General features: G+C 40.5%; 17 protein-coding genes. 13 read left to right on the forward strand and 4 right to left on the reverse strand.

Annotated features, from left to right (window positions below):
* The first annotated feature begins 234 nt into the window (after positions 1 to 234).
* The 12 genes from cyoA (at position 235) to alr (ending at position 12,187) form a co-directional block, all read left to right on the forward strand.
* The gene (cyoA, locus tag FTT76_RS08975; protein ID WP_078193967.1) at positions 235 to 1,302 is read left to right on the forward strand and encodes a ubiquinol oxidase subunit II; all 1,068 of its coding nucleotides are present in this window, start codon (positions 235 to 237) and stop codon (positions 1,300 to 1,302) included.
* Positions 1,303 to 1,305: 3 nt separating this feature from the next.
* Positions 1,306 to 3,294, forward strand: coding sequence for a cytochrome o ubiquinol oxidase subunit I (gene cyoB, locus FTT76_RS08980; protein ID WP_180026420.1), 1,989 nt, complete (start codon positions 1,306 to 1,308; stop codon positions 3,292 to 3,294).
* A 4-nt stretch (positions 3,295 to 3,298) separates the two neighbouring features.
* On the forward strand, positions 3,299 to 3,919 hold the full coding sequence (gene cyoC, locus FTT76_RS08985; protein ID WP_078188581.1) for a cytochrome o ubiquinol oxidase subunit III: 621 nt from the start codon (positions 3,299 to 3,301) through the stop codon (positions 3,917 to 3,919).
* Positions 3,919 to 4,245 (forward strand): cytochrome o ubiquinol oxidase subunit IV, encoded by a 327-nt coding sequence (locus tag FTT76_RS08990; RefSeq protein WP_078188582.1) that lies wholly within the window; start codon positions 3,919 to 3,921, stop codon positions 4,243 to 4,245. Before cyoC ends, FTT76_RS08990 begins: the two co-directional genes overlap by 1 nt.
* A gap of 10 nt (positions 4,246 to 4,255) precedes the next feature.
* A complete protein-coding gene (gene cyoE, locus FTT76_RS08995; protein WP_180007909.1) occupies positions 4,256 to 5,134 on the forward strand; it encodes a heme o synthase in 879 nt (292 codons plus the stop codon).
* Positions 5,135 to 5,235: 101 nt separating this feature from the next.
* The gene (locus FTT76_RS09000; RefSeq protein WP_180007908.1) at positions 5,236 to 7,353 is read left to right on the forward strand and encodes a hypothetical protein; all 2,118 of its coding nucleotides are present in this window, start codon (positions 5,236 to 5,238) and stop codon (positions 7,351 to 7,353) included.
* A gap of 6 nt (positions 7,354 to 7,359) precedes the next feature.
* Positions 7,360 to 8,148, forward strand: coding sequence for a DUF3142 domain-containing protein (locus FTT76_RS09005; protein WP_180007955.1), 789 nt, complete (start codon positions 7,360 to 7,362; stop codon positions 8,146 to 8,148).
* A gap of 157 nt (positions 8,149 to 8,305) precedes the next feature.
* Entirely contained in the window at positions 8,306 to 8,692 is a 387-nt protein-coding gene (gene rpsF, locus FTT76_RS09010) for a 30S ribosomal protein S6 (protein ID WP_004696436.1), read from the forward strand.
* A gap of 12 nt (positions 8,693 to 8,704) precedes the next feature.
* The gene (rpsR, locus tag FTT76_RS09015; RefSeq protein WP_004278792.1) at positions 8,705 to 8,932 is read left to right on the forward strand and encodes a 30S ribosomal protein S18; all 228 of its coding nucleotides are present in this window, start codon (positions 8,705 to 8,707) and stop codon (positions 8,930 to 8,932) included.
* A gap of 9 nt (positions 8,933 to 8,941) precedes the next feature.
* A complete protein-coding gene (rplI, locus tag FTT76_RS09020) occupies positions 8,942 to 9,388 on the forward strand; it encodes a 50S ribosomal protein L9 (protein ID WP_078188585.1) in 447 nt (148 codons plus the stop codon).
* Positions 9,389 to 9,625: 237 nt separating this feature from the next.
* A complete protein-coding gene (gene dnaB, locus FTT76_RS09025; protein WP_078188586.1) occupies positions 9,626 to 11,065 on the forward strand; it encodes a replicative DNA helicase in 1,440 nt (479 codons plus the stop codon).
* A 48-nt stretch (positions 11,066 to 11,113) separates the two neighbouring features.
* Complete coding sequence (gene alr / locus FTT76_RS09030; protein ID WP_180007907.1) at positions 11,114 to 12,187, forward strand: alanine racemase; 1,074 nt, start codon at positions 11,114 to 11,116, stop codon at positions 12,185 to 12,187.
* A gap of 96 nt (positions 12,188 to 12,283) precedes the next feature.
* On the opposite strand, the gene FTT76_RS09035 is transcribed toward alr, so the two are convergent.
* From FTT76_RS09035 to FTT76_RS09050, 4 genes are read right to left on the reverse strand one after another with little or no spacing between them, the layout of a single operon-like run.
* Entirely contained in the window at positions 12,284 to 13,018 is a 735-nt protein-coding gene (locus FTT76_RS09035; protein WP_180007906.1) for a proteasome-type protease, read from the reverse strand.
* 17 nt (positions 13,019 to 13,035) lie between these two features.
* The gene (locus tag FTT76_RS09040) at positions 13,036 to 13,815 is read right to left on the reverse strand and encodes a transglutaminase family protein (RefSeq protein WP_168377742.1); all 780 of its coding nucleotides are present in this window, start codon (positions 13,813 to 13,815) and stop codon (positions 13,036 to 13,038) included.
* Entirely contained in the window at positions 13,812 to 14,414 is a 603-nt protein-coding gene (locus tag FTT76_RS09045) for an alpha-E domain-containing protein (protein ID WP_168377743.1), read from the reverse strand. Before FTT76_RS09045 ends, FTT76_RS09040 begins: the two co-directional genes overlap by 4 nt.
* 22 nt (positions 14,415 to 14,436) lie before the next feature.
* Positions 14,437 to 15,984, reverse strand: a complete 1,548-nt coding sequence (locus tag FTT76_RS09050; RefSeq protein ID WP_168377744.1) for a circularly permuted type 2 ATP-grasp protein — start codon at positions 15,982 to 15,984, stop codon at positions 14,437 to 14,439.
* A gap of 260 nt (positions 15,985 to 16,244) precedes the next feature.
* On the opposite strand from FTT76_RS09050, the gene FTT76_RS09055 reads away from it, so the two are divergent.
* Complete coding sequence (locus tag FTT76_RS09055; RefSeq protein WP_180007905.1) at positions 16,245 to 17,243, forward strand: YafY family protein; 999 nt, start codon at positions 16,245 to 16,247, stop codon at positions 17,241 to 17,243.
* Positions 17,244 to 17,752 lie beyond the last annotated feature (509 nt).

Genomic DNA, 17,752 nt, shown 5'->3' on the forward strand with positions numbered 1-17,752 from the left:
TTTAGATAAAAAAAATACAATCCCGACTAGCAAAATAGGGTTTTAATACAGTCATTTAAAGCATCTTTATGTATAGCTTAGTTTGCCGATATCAGGCATAATGCCCTACAACGTAGCGGTGTCGCATCATTGTGACTGTTTTTTCATGTCTGAAAAAATCACAATCATGCGACACTTTATTCGCTATCCCAAATTTTAAATTTAGGGAATGGGACTCTTCACCGAGGTTGTAAAATGAGACAAACAATTTTAGCTGTATTGTCTTTATCTGCGATCGCTGCACTCTTAACTGGGTGTGGTGGTGATATGGTACTTCTAAACTCAAAAGGTCCAGTTGCTGAAGGTCAGTCAAACCTCATGCTTACTGCGATCTACCTAATGTTGTTGGTAGTTATTCCATCAGCACTTATGGCTCTTTGGTTTGGTTGGAAATATCGCGCGTCAAATAAAGATGCAGACTATGCACCTACTTGGGCACACTCGACTGCAATTGAAGTTGTAGTTTGGGGTATTCCCGTAATTATTATCGCTATTTTAGCTTGGTTAACTTGGTGGGGTTCCCACAAGTATGACCCTTACCGTCCACTCGAGTCAGATAAAGCTCCTTTAACTGTTCAAGTTATTGCTGAACAATTTAAATGGATCTTCATCTACCCTGAACAAGGCATCGCGACTGTAAACGAGATCCGCTTCCCTGAGAAAACTCCTGTAAGCCTTCGTTTAACATCTAACTTCACAATGAACTCATTTTTCATTCCGGCGTTAGGTGGTCAGATTTATGCTATGGCAGGTATGCAAACTCACTTGAACTTATTAGCTGATGAAACTAGTCCTGCTGAAGGCTTCCGTGGTTTCTCTTCTAACTATTCAGGTTATGGCTTCTCACAAATGCGCTTCCGTGCACATGCTGTGACTGATGCTCAGTTTGCTGAATGGGTTTCTGCTGTTAAAGCTGGTAATGGTTCTTCAGTTAATCCTGAAGCGGTTCAAAAAACTGTTTTAGACCAAGCTGAATTTGCAACCTTACGTGACGGCAACCGTTCTAAACACCAGATCGAAGTTTTAGTTGCCAAAGCAACTACTCCTGAAGAGAAGGCTCTAGCTGAAGCAATGAAGCCTTACCCTACTAAGCCACACCCAGTGACTTACTATTCTTCAGTTGAACCTAAATTGTTCGAATCAGTGATTAACAAATACATGAGCAACTACCACGGTGCTGATCATACAGCTACTGTTGGACACGAAGCTGCTGCTTCTGAAGCTCATGCAGGCGTTGAACATGCGACTGTTGCAGGGGAATAAGACATGAGCTTATTAGGTAAGTTAGGACCAGATGCAATTCCACACGACCCAATCGTGTTGGTTACTGTTGCAATGATGATCCTTGGCGGTATCGCAATTGTTGCTGGTATCACCTACTTTAAAAAATGGGGCTACTTGTGGAACGAATGGTTCACATCTGTAGACCATAAAAAAATTGGTATCATGTATATCCTCGTGTCAATTGTCATGCTTGTGCGTGGTTTTGCCGATGCGATTATGATGCGTCTTCAACTGTTCCTTGCAAAAGGTGGCGGTGAAGGTTACTTACACCCAGAACACTATGACCAGATCTTTACTGCCCATGGCGTAATCATGATCTTCTTCGTAGCAATGGGTCTAGTTGTTGGTTTAATGAACGTTGCTGTACCACTTCAAATTGGCGCACGTGACGTAGCATTCCCATTATTAAACTCTCTTAGCTTCTGGTTATTCGCCGGCGCTGCGGGCTTAATGATGGCTTCTCTTGCAATTGGTGAATTCGCTGCAACAGGTTGGATGGCTTACCCTCCACTTTCTGGCATCGAATACTCTCCAGGTGTAGGTGTAGACTACTATATCTGGGCACTTCAGGTTTCTGGTCTAGGTACGCTTCTTACTGGTGTTAACTTCTTCGTTACCATCATCAAAATGCGTGCGCCTGGCATGAAACTTATGGACATGCCTATTTTCACTTGGACTGCATTAGTTACTGTAGTGCTTATCGTTGCAACATTCCCAGTTTTGACTGCGACTATTGCAATGCTTTCACTTGACCGTTACTTCGGCTTCCATTTCTTTACAAATGACATGGGTGGTAGCCCAATGTTGTATGTAAACTTGATTTGGACTTGGGGTCACCCGGAAGTTTACATCTTGGTATTACCAGCTTTTGGTATTTACTCAGAAGTTACTGCTGTGTTCTCACGCAAAGCGTTGTTCGGCTACAAATCTATGGTGTACGCAACTGTAGCAATTGGTGTTCTTTCACTAGTTGTATGGGTTCACCACTTCTTTACAATGGGTGCTGGTGCCAACGTTAACGCGTTCTTCGGTATCATGACCATGATCATTGCGATCCCTACTGGTGTGAAAATCTTCTCTTGGTTATTCACTATGTACAAGGGCCGCATCACCTATACAACTCCAATGCTTTGGACACTTGGCTTCCTTGTGACTTTCGGTATTGGTGGTTTAACAGGCGTATTAATGGCAGTTCCACCAGCGGACTTCTTAGTACACAACTCTTTATTCCTTATCGCTCACTTCCATAACGTAATTATTGGTGGTGTAGTGTTCGCGATGTTCGCGGGTATCATTTTCTACTGGCCAAAAATGTTTGGTTGGAAACTAAATGAAACTTGGGGTAAAGCAGCGTTCTGGTTCTGGTTCTTCGGTTTCTACTTTGCATTCATGCCACTTTATATCCTTGGTTTCATGGGTATGACTCGTCGTTTGAATACATATGACAACCCTGAATGGGATCCGTACTTAGCGATCGCTTTATTTGGTTCTGTATTGGTTGCTATCGGTATCTTCTGTTTTGTTATGCAAATTGTTGTTGGTTTCCTTCAACGCAAAGACAACATGGACGTTACTGGCGATATCTGGGATGGTCGTACTCTTGAGTGGGCTACTTCATCTCCTTCACCATTCTATAACTTTGCTTATCTTCCAAAGATCAATGGTATTGATACTTTCTGGACTGACAAAGAAAATGGTGTTGCATACGCTAAACCAACTACCTATGAAGACATCCACATGCCAACAAACCGTGCGGCTGGTTTCGTAATTGCAATGTTTATTACAGTTATGGGCTTCGCATTAATCTGGCATATTTGGTGGTTAGTAGTTGTTACTTTCATTGCTGCAATCATTAGCTTCATCGTTTCTTCTTTCACTAAGAAAGTGGATTACTATGTTCCTGCTGCAGAAGTTGAACGTATCGAAAACGAACGCTATGCGCTTCTTGAAAAACACTTGAAGAAGGACTAAGACAATGGCTGAAGTACTTCATCACGACAACCACGGACATGACGAGCATCATCATCACGATGATACTGACATCACTGTCTTTGGTTTCTGGACTTACTTGATGAGTGACTTGGTTCTTTTCGGGACACTCTTCATCGCGTTCGCTGTATTAAGTAGCCACGTTCCAGTGGGTACGCCAAGTGCACAAGAGCTGTTTGGTGAATCTTTAGGTTTCGTTTTAACTGAAACTTTCGCCCTTCTTATCTCTTCTGTAACTTTTGGTTTTGCTGTTCTTGCAGCATACAAGAAAAATGTTGGTCAAGTTTTAACTTGGTTAGCAGTTACTTGGGTATTTGGTGCAGCCTTCATTGGCATGGAACTTTATGAGTTCAATCATTTAGTTCATGCTGGTCATGGCCCAAGCACAAGTGCGTTCTTATCTGCGTTCTTTACTTTAGTTGGTACGCACGGTATTCACGTAACTTCTGGTTTGGTATGGATGCTTGTGTTGATGTTCCAAATCAAGAAATATGGTTTGACACTTCCAAACACTCGTCGTCTTGCTTGCCTAAGCTTGTTCTGGCACTTCCTTGACATCGTTTGGATCTGCGTATTCAGCGTTGTTTACTTGATGGGAGTTATCTAATGAGTCACGATCATAACTCTGCTGGTGCAGCTCACGGTAACGTTAAACAATATACAATCGGTTTTATCCTTTCTGTTCTACTTACCGTAATTCCATTCGGTATGGTAATGGCAGGTGGTTTTAGCCGCGGTCTATTGGTTGCCGTAATCGCGATTACTGCGGTTGCTCAGGTTCTTATTCAGTTAGTTTACTTCCTGCATATGAACTCTTCTTCAGAGCAACGCTGGAACGTGATTGCATTTGTTTATACAATCCTCACAATTGCTATCCTTTTAGTAGGTTCTGTGTGGATTATGAACTACCTTCACTTCAACATGATGATCTAAACTGGTCGTCATGCTGAAAAAGTATTTATTCCTGACTAAACCAGGAATTCTCTTTGGTAACTTTGTTACCGCTTTGGGTGGCTACTTTGTAGCTGCCCAAGGTTCTGTAGATTTCCTTCTGTTGCTTCTTACCCTCTTAGGCACCCTCTTTGTGGTCGCTTCTGGATGTGTTGTCAATAACGTTATTGACCAAGACATCGACTCAAAAATGCAACGCACACAAAATCGTGCGATGGTTAAAAAATCAATCTCGATTCCTGTTGCTTTAGTTTTTGCTTTAGTTTTAGGTGTAATTGGTTTTAGCATTTTATGGTTCTGGGTAAATGCTTACGCTTTTCTTTTTGCTGTTATTGGTTTTGTCGTATACGTTGGTTTTTACAGCTTATGGACAAAACGAACAACAATTCATCAAACCATTATCGGCAGTCTTTCTGGCGCAGCACCACCTGTAATCGGGTATACGGCTGTTGCAAACCAGTTTGATTTAGGTGCATTACTGATTTTTATTGGTTATGCATTTTGGCAAATGCCTCATTCTTGGGGAATTGCTGTTTACCGATTTGATGATTACAAAAATGCAGGTATTCCAATTTTACCTGTAGCTCGTTCAATTCACCGTACCAAAGTTGAGTCTTTGGTTTATGTGTTTTTGTTCTGCATTACCATGAACGGCTTATACTTTTATGGTTATGCCAATTGGATTTATATGATTGTCCTGAATGCCTTAAGTCTGTATTGGATTTATTTAACCATTCAAGGATTCAAAGCTGAAGATGATCAAGTTTGGGCAAAACAATATTTCATGTTTTCGGTCAAATTGATCACAGTGATTAGTTTAATTTTTAGTTTTACCTCCACTGCCCCTCTAAAGCCAATTGTATTTTTTTAAAGAAGATAGAGTTTTACTCTATCTTTTTTATTTCTAGGCATCTTCAATCAACTTTCTCCACTTGATATCATTGCACCTACAATTATAAATAACTGTGCCTTATGTCTTCTCAACAAAAAATTCTTCGCTCTGCTCTTTTCACATCATTTATTCCTTTTGGCATTTTCTTTAGTGCACACAGTCATGCAGGTATGGATGTCTATTGTGAACCTTCGACTGAAATTCAGACCACTGCCTATACTGCATGCAATGAATTGCCTGCGCTCACGCCGGCAAATGACAATCAAACCAATATGCTGCTGTTGCTTAGCGATTTAGGCATTGCCAAATTTAATATTCAAGAAGAAAAATCCACTTTATGGACAACTAGCTATAGCAAAGTTCCTTTTGAAGTTTCCAGTCTTTTAGTGAATAGCCACAATAAATTGCCAAATGCACGCAAACCTCTAAAAGCACCAGATTTAAGCTATAACGAGCATTGCAATAGCCTGCAAAATGGTGCGCACGCGTTTATTCAACAAGTCAAAACGGACACTAAGCTTTCAAGCAGTGAAAAAGACATGTTGATCCATGAGCGTGAAAAAATTAATAATTGTGAAAACACATTAGCTTTACTGAGCGTGAATCCAAATTGGTCTGCCGCTGCACGTCAATATGTATCCTATCTAAATGCAACGATCTCTTTTTATAATACTCACTTTTCCACAGCGACTAAGATTTATTCAGTACTAACCAATGTTGATCAAGCGTGGTTAAAAGAAACTTCTCAATATATGCTTATTCGTAGCACCTTAAATGAAGCCTATCAAAGTGGTGTTGGTGAATATGGTGATTTAGTACATGACAAACTCAATCAAAACTTATTAACCACTTTTTTTAATAACATTACTCAGTACTTTAAGCTCTATCCGCAGGGTCAATATGCTGCAAGCGCACGCGGTTTATTAAGACGTGGTTTTTGGCTCAGCGGTAAACACGATTTACTGATCAATGAATATGTTTGGCAAATCAATCATCCAACATCCAGCGTCTATAATTTAGAATTGCCAAATCTACCTTATGAATTAGATCGACATGTTTTTCAAAGTAATAGACTCAATGTCAAAAATTTGAAAGATCCATTTTTTCTTAGCATTTATGACCTTATGCATATGCGCAAAAAAGAAATGGCCGATGATGTGGTCATTTCATGGGCTGAGTTAAACGCACAGAAAAAATATTTTAAAGATTCACCAGAACTGTTTCAGTATTTGCAGGCAAATCACTTATTTAATGTGCAAAACAAAGCACAAGAAGCACTCAAATATCTGCCACAACAAGTACCGAGCAGCATCAACAGTTATCTACAGTTGAGTCAGTTACTACTTAAAGGCCGTATTCTGGAAGCTAGTGGGCGAAATCAGGCCACTCAAAAATATTGGGAAAACCTACTTTCCATCAGCAAAACCGCCGAACAACGTGGATTGGCTGAACTTATGCTCTATCGCTACTATGCTCAACAGCAAAATACTGCACAATTTATTGGTTCTTCAGCCAAAATCAAGCAAGCTTATCTACAGCAACAATATTTAGTCGATGCAGCGAATGAACAAAGTTTAATGTCTGTAGTCAAAAATAACGTGGCCACACAAGATCAAAAAAATGTTGCGCTTTATACCCTACTAAATAAGTCATTGGCTTATCAAAACTTTGATTTATTTAACCAAGCGTACCGTGAATTACCAAGCAACGCGGCTCAATTTAATACTGAACAAAACACTGCGGAGAAGTTTCGCAATCAGCCACCATTTGCAAATTTCTTATGGAAAGGTGCAAGCGTGAGCAATTCGATTAAATGTCCTGACTTGGCAACTTTGACCCAACAATTGCAAGTCAACCCAAAAGACCTGAGCCTTAATTTATGCTTAGGTGAATATGTGCGTAGTTCACAAGCCTATAACATACTAAATCTCAACTACCTGCCTGATCATTCACTGCAAAGTTTCAAGGGTACTTATTTTGCCCGTGGCGATGTATATAAAAACATTATTAAAACAGGGACAAAATCTGAATTAACGGCTTATGCGCTGTACCGTGCCATTCAATGTTATGCGCCAAGTGGCAATAATGAATGCCAAGACAAAGATGTAAATAAGTCGGTTCGAAAACAATGGTTTGATCAAATCAAACGCGACTATCCTGAAACCAGCTGGGCTAAATCTCTAAAATATTATTGGTAATTGATGATGATTTTGCAGGTGATCAAGTGGTCAAGAACATTTCGACTTTTGCTTATCTTGAGTATAGCTCTGTGTACAGCTTGCACACCGGCCCAATCTGGAAATACACAACAAGCTCAAACCGAATTACAGCAATGTGTTGATGCAGCACATTATTCAAGTTTTTGGATTTGGGGCAATATTTCTAGTAGCCCCTACTTACAGCAAGCCTCAGAGCTTTATATTTTACAAGGTGAAATGAATTGGAATAAACCTTTAAAGCAATCCGAGTTTATCCCACAAGGTATTCAAGTCCTCCATAAACCACAGCAGAAAATTTGGATTGTAATCCGTAGCCATCATTTACAATGGTCAAATAACAATATTCAGCAAATTTTGCAGCGGCTTAAACATTGGGAAAATAACGGCAATCAGATCCAAGGCTTACAAATCGATTTTGACGCCAAAACTAAAAACATTCATCAATATGCCTTATTCCTTGAAAATATACGAAAGCAACTACCTCAAAAATATCGTTTAAGCATTACTGGTTTAATGGATTGGACCAATGTTCAAGATCAGCAAACGCTCAGTATATTGCGCCGCAATATTGATGAGATCGCCATTCAAACTTATCGTGGTAGTGCCACGATCGAGAATTACACGAGTTATCTGAATAAAGTCTCAAAATTGAAACTACCCTATAAAATAGGCCTCGTACAACATGGCCGTTGGCACGCACCTCAACATTTAATTAATGATCCTTATTTTAAAGGTTATGTGGTGTTTTTATTACGTACCGCTAATCGGCCTTAAACCATAAATAATTCAAGCATTTTAAATCCATGCCTTGTATTTCAAACCTAAACGCTCTAAAATTCACGCTTCGCAATTATTGCGACACAACTTTGGTTGTGACTCCTTGCTTCAATCAATTAATGATTGGGGCTGCCTAAACCGTAAGGAGCTGACAATGCGTCACTACGAAATCGTACTATTGGTACATCCAGACCAAAGCGATCAAGTTGTGGGTATGGTAGAACGTTACCTAACTCACATCAAAGAAGCTGAAGGTCAAATCCACCGTCTTGAAGACTGGGGTCGTCGTCAATTGGCTTACCCAATCAACAAGATCCACAAAGCTCACTACATTCTTATGAATGTTGAGTGTGGTCAAACTACTCTTGATGAGCTAGAAGAATTGTTCCGTTACAACGATGCAATCATTCGTAGCCTTATCATCCGTCGTGAAAACGCTATCACTGAAGAGTCACTATTGGCTAAGAGTGCTGAAGAAAAACGTGCGCGTAAAGCTCAACGTGAAGAAGCACAACAAGCTCAAGACTCTGCTGAAGCATAAGGAGAACATAACATGGCACGTTTTTACCGTCGTCGCAAGTTCTGCCGCTTTACAGCTGAGAACGTTACGTACATCGACTACAAAGATATCGACACTTTAAAACAGTACATCACTGAAAACGGCAAGATTGTTCCTAGCCGTATTACAGGTACTAAAGCTCGTTACCAACGTCAATTAGCGCTTGCTATCAAACAAGCTCGCTACTTGTCTTTGATCCCTTACACTGACAATCATAAGTGAGGTTGAGCTGTGGATATTATCTTATTACAACGCATTAAAAACCTTGGTAAATTAGGCGATAAAGTTTCAGTTAAAGCTGGTTACGGCCGTAACTTCCTTATCCCTCAAGGTAAAGCAGTTGCTGCTACTGAAGCTAACACTGCTGCATTTGAAGCTCGTCGTGCTGAACTTGAGAAACAAGAAGCTGAAGTATTAGCTGCTGCTCAAGCACGTGCTGACCAATTGAACGAAGTTAACATCGTAATCACTGCTAAAGCTGGTGACGAAGGTAAACTATTCGGTTCTATCGGTACTCGTGACATCGCTGACGCGTTAACTAATGCTGGTCTTGTTGTAGACCGCGCAGAAGTTCGTTTACCAAATGGTGCGCTTCGCAACACTGGTGAATTCAACATCGCAATCCAATTGCATCATGATGTTGTTGCAGAAGTTCTAGTTACTATCGTAGCTGAGTAATTTCTTGCAAAGAAAAGAGCATGCTTACGCATGCTCTTTTTTTATCTGTAAAAAATAGTGCTCCACTTTTTTACATTTTCAACTCTTCATTCAATTCAATGTGTGACGAATTAATCGGAAATACTTGTTCGCATTTCTGTAGAAAACGCCTATCATTTCAGTTTAATGAAGAGTTGAAAAAACTGTAATTAGCACCCATTTCCATCACATTAAATGGTTTCAGCATCAGGGATTTTTATGTCACAGGCGAATGCCAGCAAGCCAAACTCTACGCCAACAGCAAAAACCACAGAACAAAGTTCGTTGAAAGAGTTTCGTACCCCACCCCATAACCTTGCGATTGAACAAGCTGTGCTTGCTGCACTGATGACCGTTGCAGAATCATTTGAGCAAGTGGGTGATGTACTGACTGAAGCTGATTTTTATGCGACCCGTCATAAATATATTTTCCGAGCAATCGATCAACTATCAAAAGATAGCTCACCTTATGATGCGGTCTTAGTCAATGACTGGCTAATTAAACAAAACTTGCTCGATGCTGCTGGTGGCGAAGAATACCTGATGCAACTGATGTCAGATTCACCTTCTAGTTTCTATAACCTTGAAACTTATGCTGCAAAAATTAAAGAGTTTTCAACTTTACGCAGCATGATTAAAGTCAGCTCGGAGATTTTACAAAATGCCTATGACACCAAAGGTCGTACGGTCAGTGAAATTTTAGATCTAGCAGAAACTAATATTTTCTCTATTGCCGAGCAACACAACAACAACGCCAAAGCTCAAGGCCCTAAAGCCATTAACTCTGTCGTTGCTAGTGTATTTGATAAGTTGAATGAACTTTCTCAAACTGAAGGCAGTATCACGGGTTTAACCACTGGATTTGTAGAACTTGATAATAAAACCTCAGGTATGCAAGCAGGCGATTTGATTATTGTGGCGGCCCGTCCATCGATGGGTAAAACTACTTTTGCCATGAACTTGGTTGAAAGTGTGCTGTTTAATAACAACCTGCCCGCTCTAGTTTACTCTATGGAGATGCCCGCGGACTCGATTGCAATGCGTTTGATATCCTCGTTCGGTCGTGTACACCAAGGGCATTTACGTGCAGGTAAAATGGATGCAGATGAATGGTCGAAAGTAACCAGTACCATTGTGCATCTCCAAGAAAAGAATTTGTATATCGATGACTCGTCTGCACTACCTCCAACGGAAGTACGTGCCCGCGCGCGCCGAATTGCCAAAATGCACGGCGGTAAACTTGGCTGCATCATGGTCGATTACTTGCAGCTTATGAAAGTACCCGGTATGGGCGATAACCGTGTTGGCGAGATCTCAGAAATTTCCCGAAGCTTAAAAGCACTGGCTAAAGAAATGCACTGCCCAGTAATTGCACTGTCACAGTTGAACCGATCACTGGAAAACCGTCCTAATAAACGCCCAGTGATGTCCGACTTACGTGAATCAGGTGCAATCGAGCAGGATGCCGATTTGATCATGTTTATTTACCGCGACGAGGTTTATAACAAAGAATCTAAAGAAGCGGGTACTGCAGAAATTATTATTGGTAAACAGCGTAACGGTCCAATTGGTACTGTGCGTCTTGCCTTTGAAGGTCAATACACCAAATTTAGTAACCTCTCCCCTGAGTTTTATGCTCAGTATGATGATGAAGAGTAAAGACTTTTTATCATCCATTAATTCATCGACCCTGTAGGAGTATTTAGGGTGCGCCAAGCTACAGTTTATATTGATCAACAAGCACTTCAATATAATTTAAACCGTGTCAAACAACTTGCCCCAACCGCTAAAATTGTAAGTATGGTGAAAGCCAATGCTTATGGACATGGAGTTAAAGACTGCTTAGCAGCCTTAAAAGACAGTGATGCCTTCGGTGTTGCCTGCCTAGAAGAAGCCTTAGAAATTCGTGAACTGGGTTATGAACAACCCATTACGTTGATTGAAGGCATTTTCTCAGATGATGAAATGCAAATTATCATCGATAAAAAAATTGAATGTGTGGTGCATCATCAGCAACAACTAGATTGGTTACGTGCGCATAAAGAGGCCTATATCGCTCAAGGTCTGAAAGTTTGGGTCAAACTCAACAGCGGTATGAACCGTTTAGGTTTTAAAGTGCCTGAAATTATTGATGTCATTAATGCTTTAAAGGCGGAAGGTTTTACTTGCGTACTGGCGATGCACTTTGCCAATGCAGACGCAGAAAATCATCCTTTAAATGACCAACAACGTGAACAATTCTTACACGTAAAAGAAGCTTGTGCGCCAATCATGGGTTCGTGCTGTAACTCGGCTGCGATTTTCAAATGGCCAGAACTGAATTTTGATTTTGTTCGCCCAGGCATCATGCTATATGGCGCGACACCTTTCTCAGACCGTTCTGTAGAAGCATTAGATCTTAAACCGGTGATGACCTTTACCGCTGAAGTGATTGCTTTAAATACCATTCAAGCTGGTGAATCTGTGGGTTATGGATCGACTTTCGTTGCAGAACAAGAAATGAATCTTGCGATTGTGTCGATTGGTTATGGTGACGGTTATCCACGTGCCTTCCCTAAACAAAACTATGTATCCATCCATGGACAGAAAACGCGTGTGATTGGCCGTGTTGCCATGGATATGATTGCGATTGATATCACCGGTATGCATGCACCGATAGGCACTGAAGTTGAGCTTTGGGGCAAAGATCGTCTGGTTGATGACGTTGCAGAAGCGAACGGAACCATTGGCTATGAATTATTATGCCGTATGAGCGCGCGCCCTGTACGTAAATTAGCTTAATTACGCCAAATCAAAAAGCCCAGATCAAATCTGGGCTTTTTTTTATCTCGCTTTTTTTATTCACTTTTTAAATTGATCGATTTGTTGATCAAATGGTTATTGAAAATAGTCAGCTGTTGGTTTTGCCAATTCAATCAAACCCTGACGCAATGCTTCTGACCAGCCTTTACTGATCATGGTGAAATATGGGTCCTCTTCATAAATGCGCTTACCATTTGGTATTTCTAAACTGTCCTTTTTATAAACCAAAGCATCTAAAGGCATACCTACAGATACATTTGAGCGTATCGTTGAATCAAAAGAAATTAAGCTACAACGCATTGCTTCATCGAGTGGCATATCGTAACGCAAAGTTCGGTCGAGTATCGGCTTGCCATATTTGCTTTCGCCAATTTGAAAATATGGGGTATCAGGTGTTGCACAAATAAAGTTGCCTTGTGGATAGATGTTATATAACTGCATATCCGCACTGCCAATTTGACCGCCTACCAATAAACTACAGTAATAATTACTTTGTTCTAAAGTATCTGATGTGACATCTGAGATGACTTTTTTTAAGGTATGCCCGACCAATTCAGCCACTTCGAACATCGTATTTACACTATATAAATTCGGCTCTTGTTTGACCTCTAGCTGATTTTGTAAATGCCCGATGACCGCTTGTGTAGTAGCTAAATTCCCAGAGGTTTGGATGGTAATAAATCGCTCACCCGCAATACCAAAGGTATAAAGTTTACGAAAAACTGAAATATGGTCAACACCTGCATTTGTCCGTGTATCACTGATAAATACCATGCCATCTTTTAACCGTAATGCACAACAATAGGTCATTTTTATCCCTCAAATGATTAACAACTCAGCACTTGTACAATTGAGCTCATAGACTCAATACCACCTTTATCACGAACGCCTCGAACTGGAGCTACATCCCAGTAGTCCCGCCCAATCGCAACATAAATATGTGATTGTGGTGTAAATAGCTGATTACTGACATCAAAACAATACCATTTATTTTCGATATAGACTTCTACCCAAGCGTGACTGGCAAGGTGGCTACTATTCGGCACAAATAAATACCCAGAAATATAACGTGCAGGAATACCCAAATAGCGACACATTGCGATCATGACATGGCTATGATCCTGACATACCCCTTGCTTATGATGAAAAGCATCAATCGCTGAAGTATGTACCGATGTTTGATTCGATACATAGGGAATATGCGCCAATATCGCTTCAGCCAAACGAATCAGATTGGCACGATTGATACGAGGGACATAGCAATCGGCAAAACTTTTCATGTGAATATCGTACTGCGTACTCGGCGTTGGCTGTAAAAACAATTTCGGGTTTAAATCATCCGCATTTGAATCATTTGAACTCAAATTCATCTCTACGATGCCCTGCGCCATAATGGTCATTTGCAGATAAGGTTCGCGCTGCGTTGTGGTCAACCACACATTACCAAAAGTATCCAATTGCATATCACGCTGCCCCGGCACACTCACATCCCAATTTTGCACCTGTTGGTGTGCATTGGTGGACGGGGTCATTTTGATATATTGAATGCTTCTGTTTACCACATCAGTGTAAACATAATGGGTCTGATGGTTGATCATGAGCCTCATACAGCCACCTCAAACATATTTTGGATATGATCACTGAAATGGTAGAAGTTTTGGCTATTCGGCTGCTGTTTAAGTGCCAACCATGCCTCTTGCACGCTTTCCCATCCAAACTGAACCAAAGCCATGACAATATGTTCAATCTTCGCTAGGGTGTGTTGAATGTCCTGCTGCATGCGTAACTGGCGATCAAGCTGCTCTATGGCTTGTCCTAAACTAAAAAATAAAAATACATCTTCAGATTCGGACTCTAAAACATCTTGGCAATCTGTTACCACGTCACAGATATAACCTGGGTTATCACTCGCATTACGAATTAAACGGCTGAGTTCTGCATAACTTTTTGCTGAAAGTACACCCCTTAAGTCCTGAATATTACTTTGCGCATATTGAAATTGGCTGGAAAATGACGCCGGCTGCTCCGCATTTAAAACTAACTCATTCATTGAGTCGGCATCAAATGCTGGCAAACAAAAAGCATGTGCATAGTTCAATGCCGTATCGACATCTTGAAATGGAAAAATACTGCATAAATATTGAGTGCGTGCTAAATAACGCCCCAACCAAAAAATATGTTCTGCATTACTGTTTAATAAAATCATGTTTTGCTCCTTCACTGAAGTGCTATGAGCGTAAATCGTCTACTACCCATGTATCTTTAATCCCGCCGCCTTGCGAAGAATTCACCACCAATGAACCTGCTTGCATCGCGACACGAGTTAAGCCACCCGGTACAATTTCAGTTCGATATGGTGAACTCAGTACAAATGGGCGTAAATCGATATGGCGTTCCGAAACACCCGCCTCACTTAGGGTTGGGCTGACAGATAAATTTAAAGTCGGCTGTGCAATATATAAATGTGGTGCTGCGGCCACTTTATCTTTAAAGCTATTTAATTCTTGTAAAGAAGCTTGTGGACCGATCAGCATGCCGTAACCACCTGAACCCTGCGCTTCTTTGACCACCAATTTTTCGATATTCGAGAGCACATAATCCAATTCGTTCTGCTCACGACATTGATAGGTCGGCACATTTTTCAGGATCGCTTGTTCGCCTAAATAGAAATGAATCATTTTATCCACATATGGATAAATCGATTTATCATCTGCTACGCCTGTTCCCGGTGCATTTGCAATGACCACATTATGTTGCATATACGCTGACATGAGCCCTGCTACGCCCAAAGTACTGTCAGGTTTGAAACATAATGGATCGAGAAAAGCATCATCCACACGACGATAAATTACATCAACCTGTTGTCGGCCTTTAATGGTTTTCACATAAACCTTATCGTTTTCTACATAAAGGTCACGCGATGTCACTAAGGGTACATCCATCTCCCTTGCCAAAAAAGCATGTTCATAATAAGCACTGTTAAAACGCCCTGGGGTTAAAACCACGATAAACGGGTTATCGACGTAGGCATTTTCTGCAAGAATTTCACGTAAAAGCTGCGGATACTGCTCAATCCCCATGATGTTGCTTTGCTGGCAAAGTTCAGGCATCAGTTTTTGACTGATCTTACGGCTTTCTAGCATATACGACACACCAGACGGTGTTCTAAGATTATCCTCAAGGACGTAAAATTCGCCTGATTGATCTCGGATGATATCAATGCCACTGATTTGGCTATAAATTTTACCTTTTAGCCCATGCATATACATTTGTGGCAAATAGGCTTCATGGGTTAAGACTTGCAGTTCAGGAATAATTCCTGCTTTTAAAATATCTTGTTGATGATAGACATCATGTAAAAACAGATTGAGTGCTTTCACGCGCTGTGCGCAGCCTAGAGATAAATTATTCCATTCCTTTCGTGCAATCACACGCGGAATAAGATCATAAGGTATGGTGCGTTCAATGCCCTCATCTTCGCCATACACTGTAAAAGTAATGCCTTCATAGAGAAAATGTTGTTTTGCAACCTGATTTAGTTGCTTCAATTCATCAAGCGTATGCTGTGATAACCACTGCTCTATCCGTTGGCATGATTCTTTAGCTACCGTTTTGCTGTCGCGCATTTCATTAAAAAAATCCGAATTGAATTGATTAAACAGCGCATATCCTCGAGCAAGTGGTAAAGTTTTTAATGTAGAGACAGAAGTATTAACCAACTTTGCCTCATAACCCTCAATTCCATTTGAAGTTGTATTACGATTTTCTTTCAGCATAGCAACTCCATGTTTTTGTCATGTTTTGTAAATCAGATAAAGCAATATATATGCCATCAATACATATGCTGCTTCTCTTTGATTATTTATGCATCATTTTTGCAAAGTGGAACAGCATGTAACTGCTCAAGTTGTGTCAAATTGCGTTATTAAAATCATCTTAGTTTTTTTAGATGAAGACTTGCTTAACGCAGGAAGATTTCTTATTGTGTCCCACAGCATCATTTTATTCATTTAAGTCCAAGTTCAAGCACTAGATTATGTCTTCACAAGAAAAAGAAACGTCGAACAGCCTCTATCGTCAGTGGCAAATTCTTTCACGACTGTCCACAGGTAAGTGGATGGGTACGCGTGAATTACAAGAAATACTGAACCGTGAAGGCATTGATATCAGCCTACGCACCATTCAGCGTGACTTAAATCAAATTTCTCTACGTTTCCCAATTGAGAGCAGTAAAACAACGCCGCAAGGCTGGCGTTGGCGTTCTGATGCACCGATTCAAAGCCTGCCTCATATGACCAGCTCACAAGCTGTCACCTTTATGATGGTTGAGGAGCATCTAAAGCATTTGCTTCCGCCAAGCTTAATTGAAGAAATGAATCCTTGGTTTGACCTCGCACGTCGAAGTCTGTCGTCGCAAAATAATGTCCGTCAGTGGATTAACCGCGTGCGGATCGTGCCAGCTACTCAGCCATTGATTCCTCCTGTGGTTGAAAAAGCTGCACAGCAATCAATTTATGAAGGCTTACTGCAAGACAAACAACTCGAATGTCTGTATCAAGGTCGTGGACAACAAAGTGAAGAAAAGACCTATATTTTAAATCCACTGGCTTTGGTCCAAAAAGGTGCAATTATCTATTTGGTTTGCACACGTCATGACAAAACAGACATCCAAACCTTTGCTTTACATCGTTTTAAATCTGCTACGGTCTTAAATTCACGTGCATTACACCCTGTCGATTTTGATATCGATGCCTATATTGACTCTGGAGCGCTTGGCTTCCGTGTGGACTTCAATAAGCCGACTGAAATGATTCAGCTCAAATTAACCATGTCGGAATCAGAAGCAGTTTATTTTGAAGAAAGTCAGCTAAGTAAAGATCAAGTGATTCAAAAAACCGAAGATGGCTGGGTTGAAGTTAGCGCAACAGTACCATTTACCTCTCAGTTAACTTGGTGGCTACGTAGTTTTGGTAAAAAGATTCAGAAAATTGAACCTGAAGAAGTCGCTGTCGTTGTACAACAACGCAATGACTAAACTGATCTAAGGTTTTCTGCTACCTTAAATACTAACTAATGTTACGCACATAAAAGTAATTTCGCATTTTAAAAATGATTTTTAAGTCTATTCGACGGAGTCTTACATCTAGGGCTTAAATAAAGGAATTAGCCTTCGGCTGGAGGTACTTTTGTTTCGGCAAAAGTACCCAAAACCATTGTCATCCGCAAAACTCGTTCACTAACGTCTACTTATTCAAAGTATCGCAAAAACATTTTTAAATAAATGTAGTCCTGTCTCAAACACTTGCGGATGACCTTACCGCGTATCATTCTTTTATTTGAGGTGACAACTTCTAACGCATAATGAATATCTAGTACATTATTTATGCTTAGATTTTCCCTTAAAATATCAACACATAAAAAAGTCCCAACGCTGGGACTGGATAATTTCTTAGAATATTTTTGTAATTTTAGTCGTTTAGGTCAAAGGAACTACAGCATAAGTATCTGCTGAATACCTTATGCCGTAGCGCTAATTTCTCATGG

The organism is Acinetobacter sp. YH01009, assembly GCF_013420765.1.
In the GTDB taxonomy this organism is placed as follows: Bacteria; Pseudomonadota; Gammaproteobacteria; order Pseudomonadales; family Moraxellaceae; genus Acinetobacter; species Acinetobacter amyesii.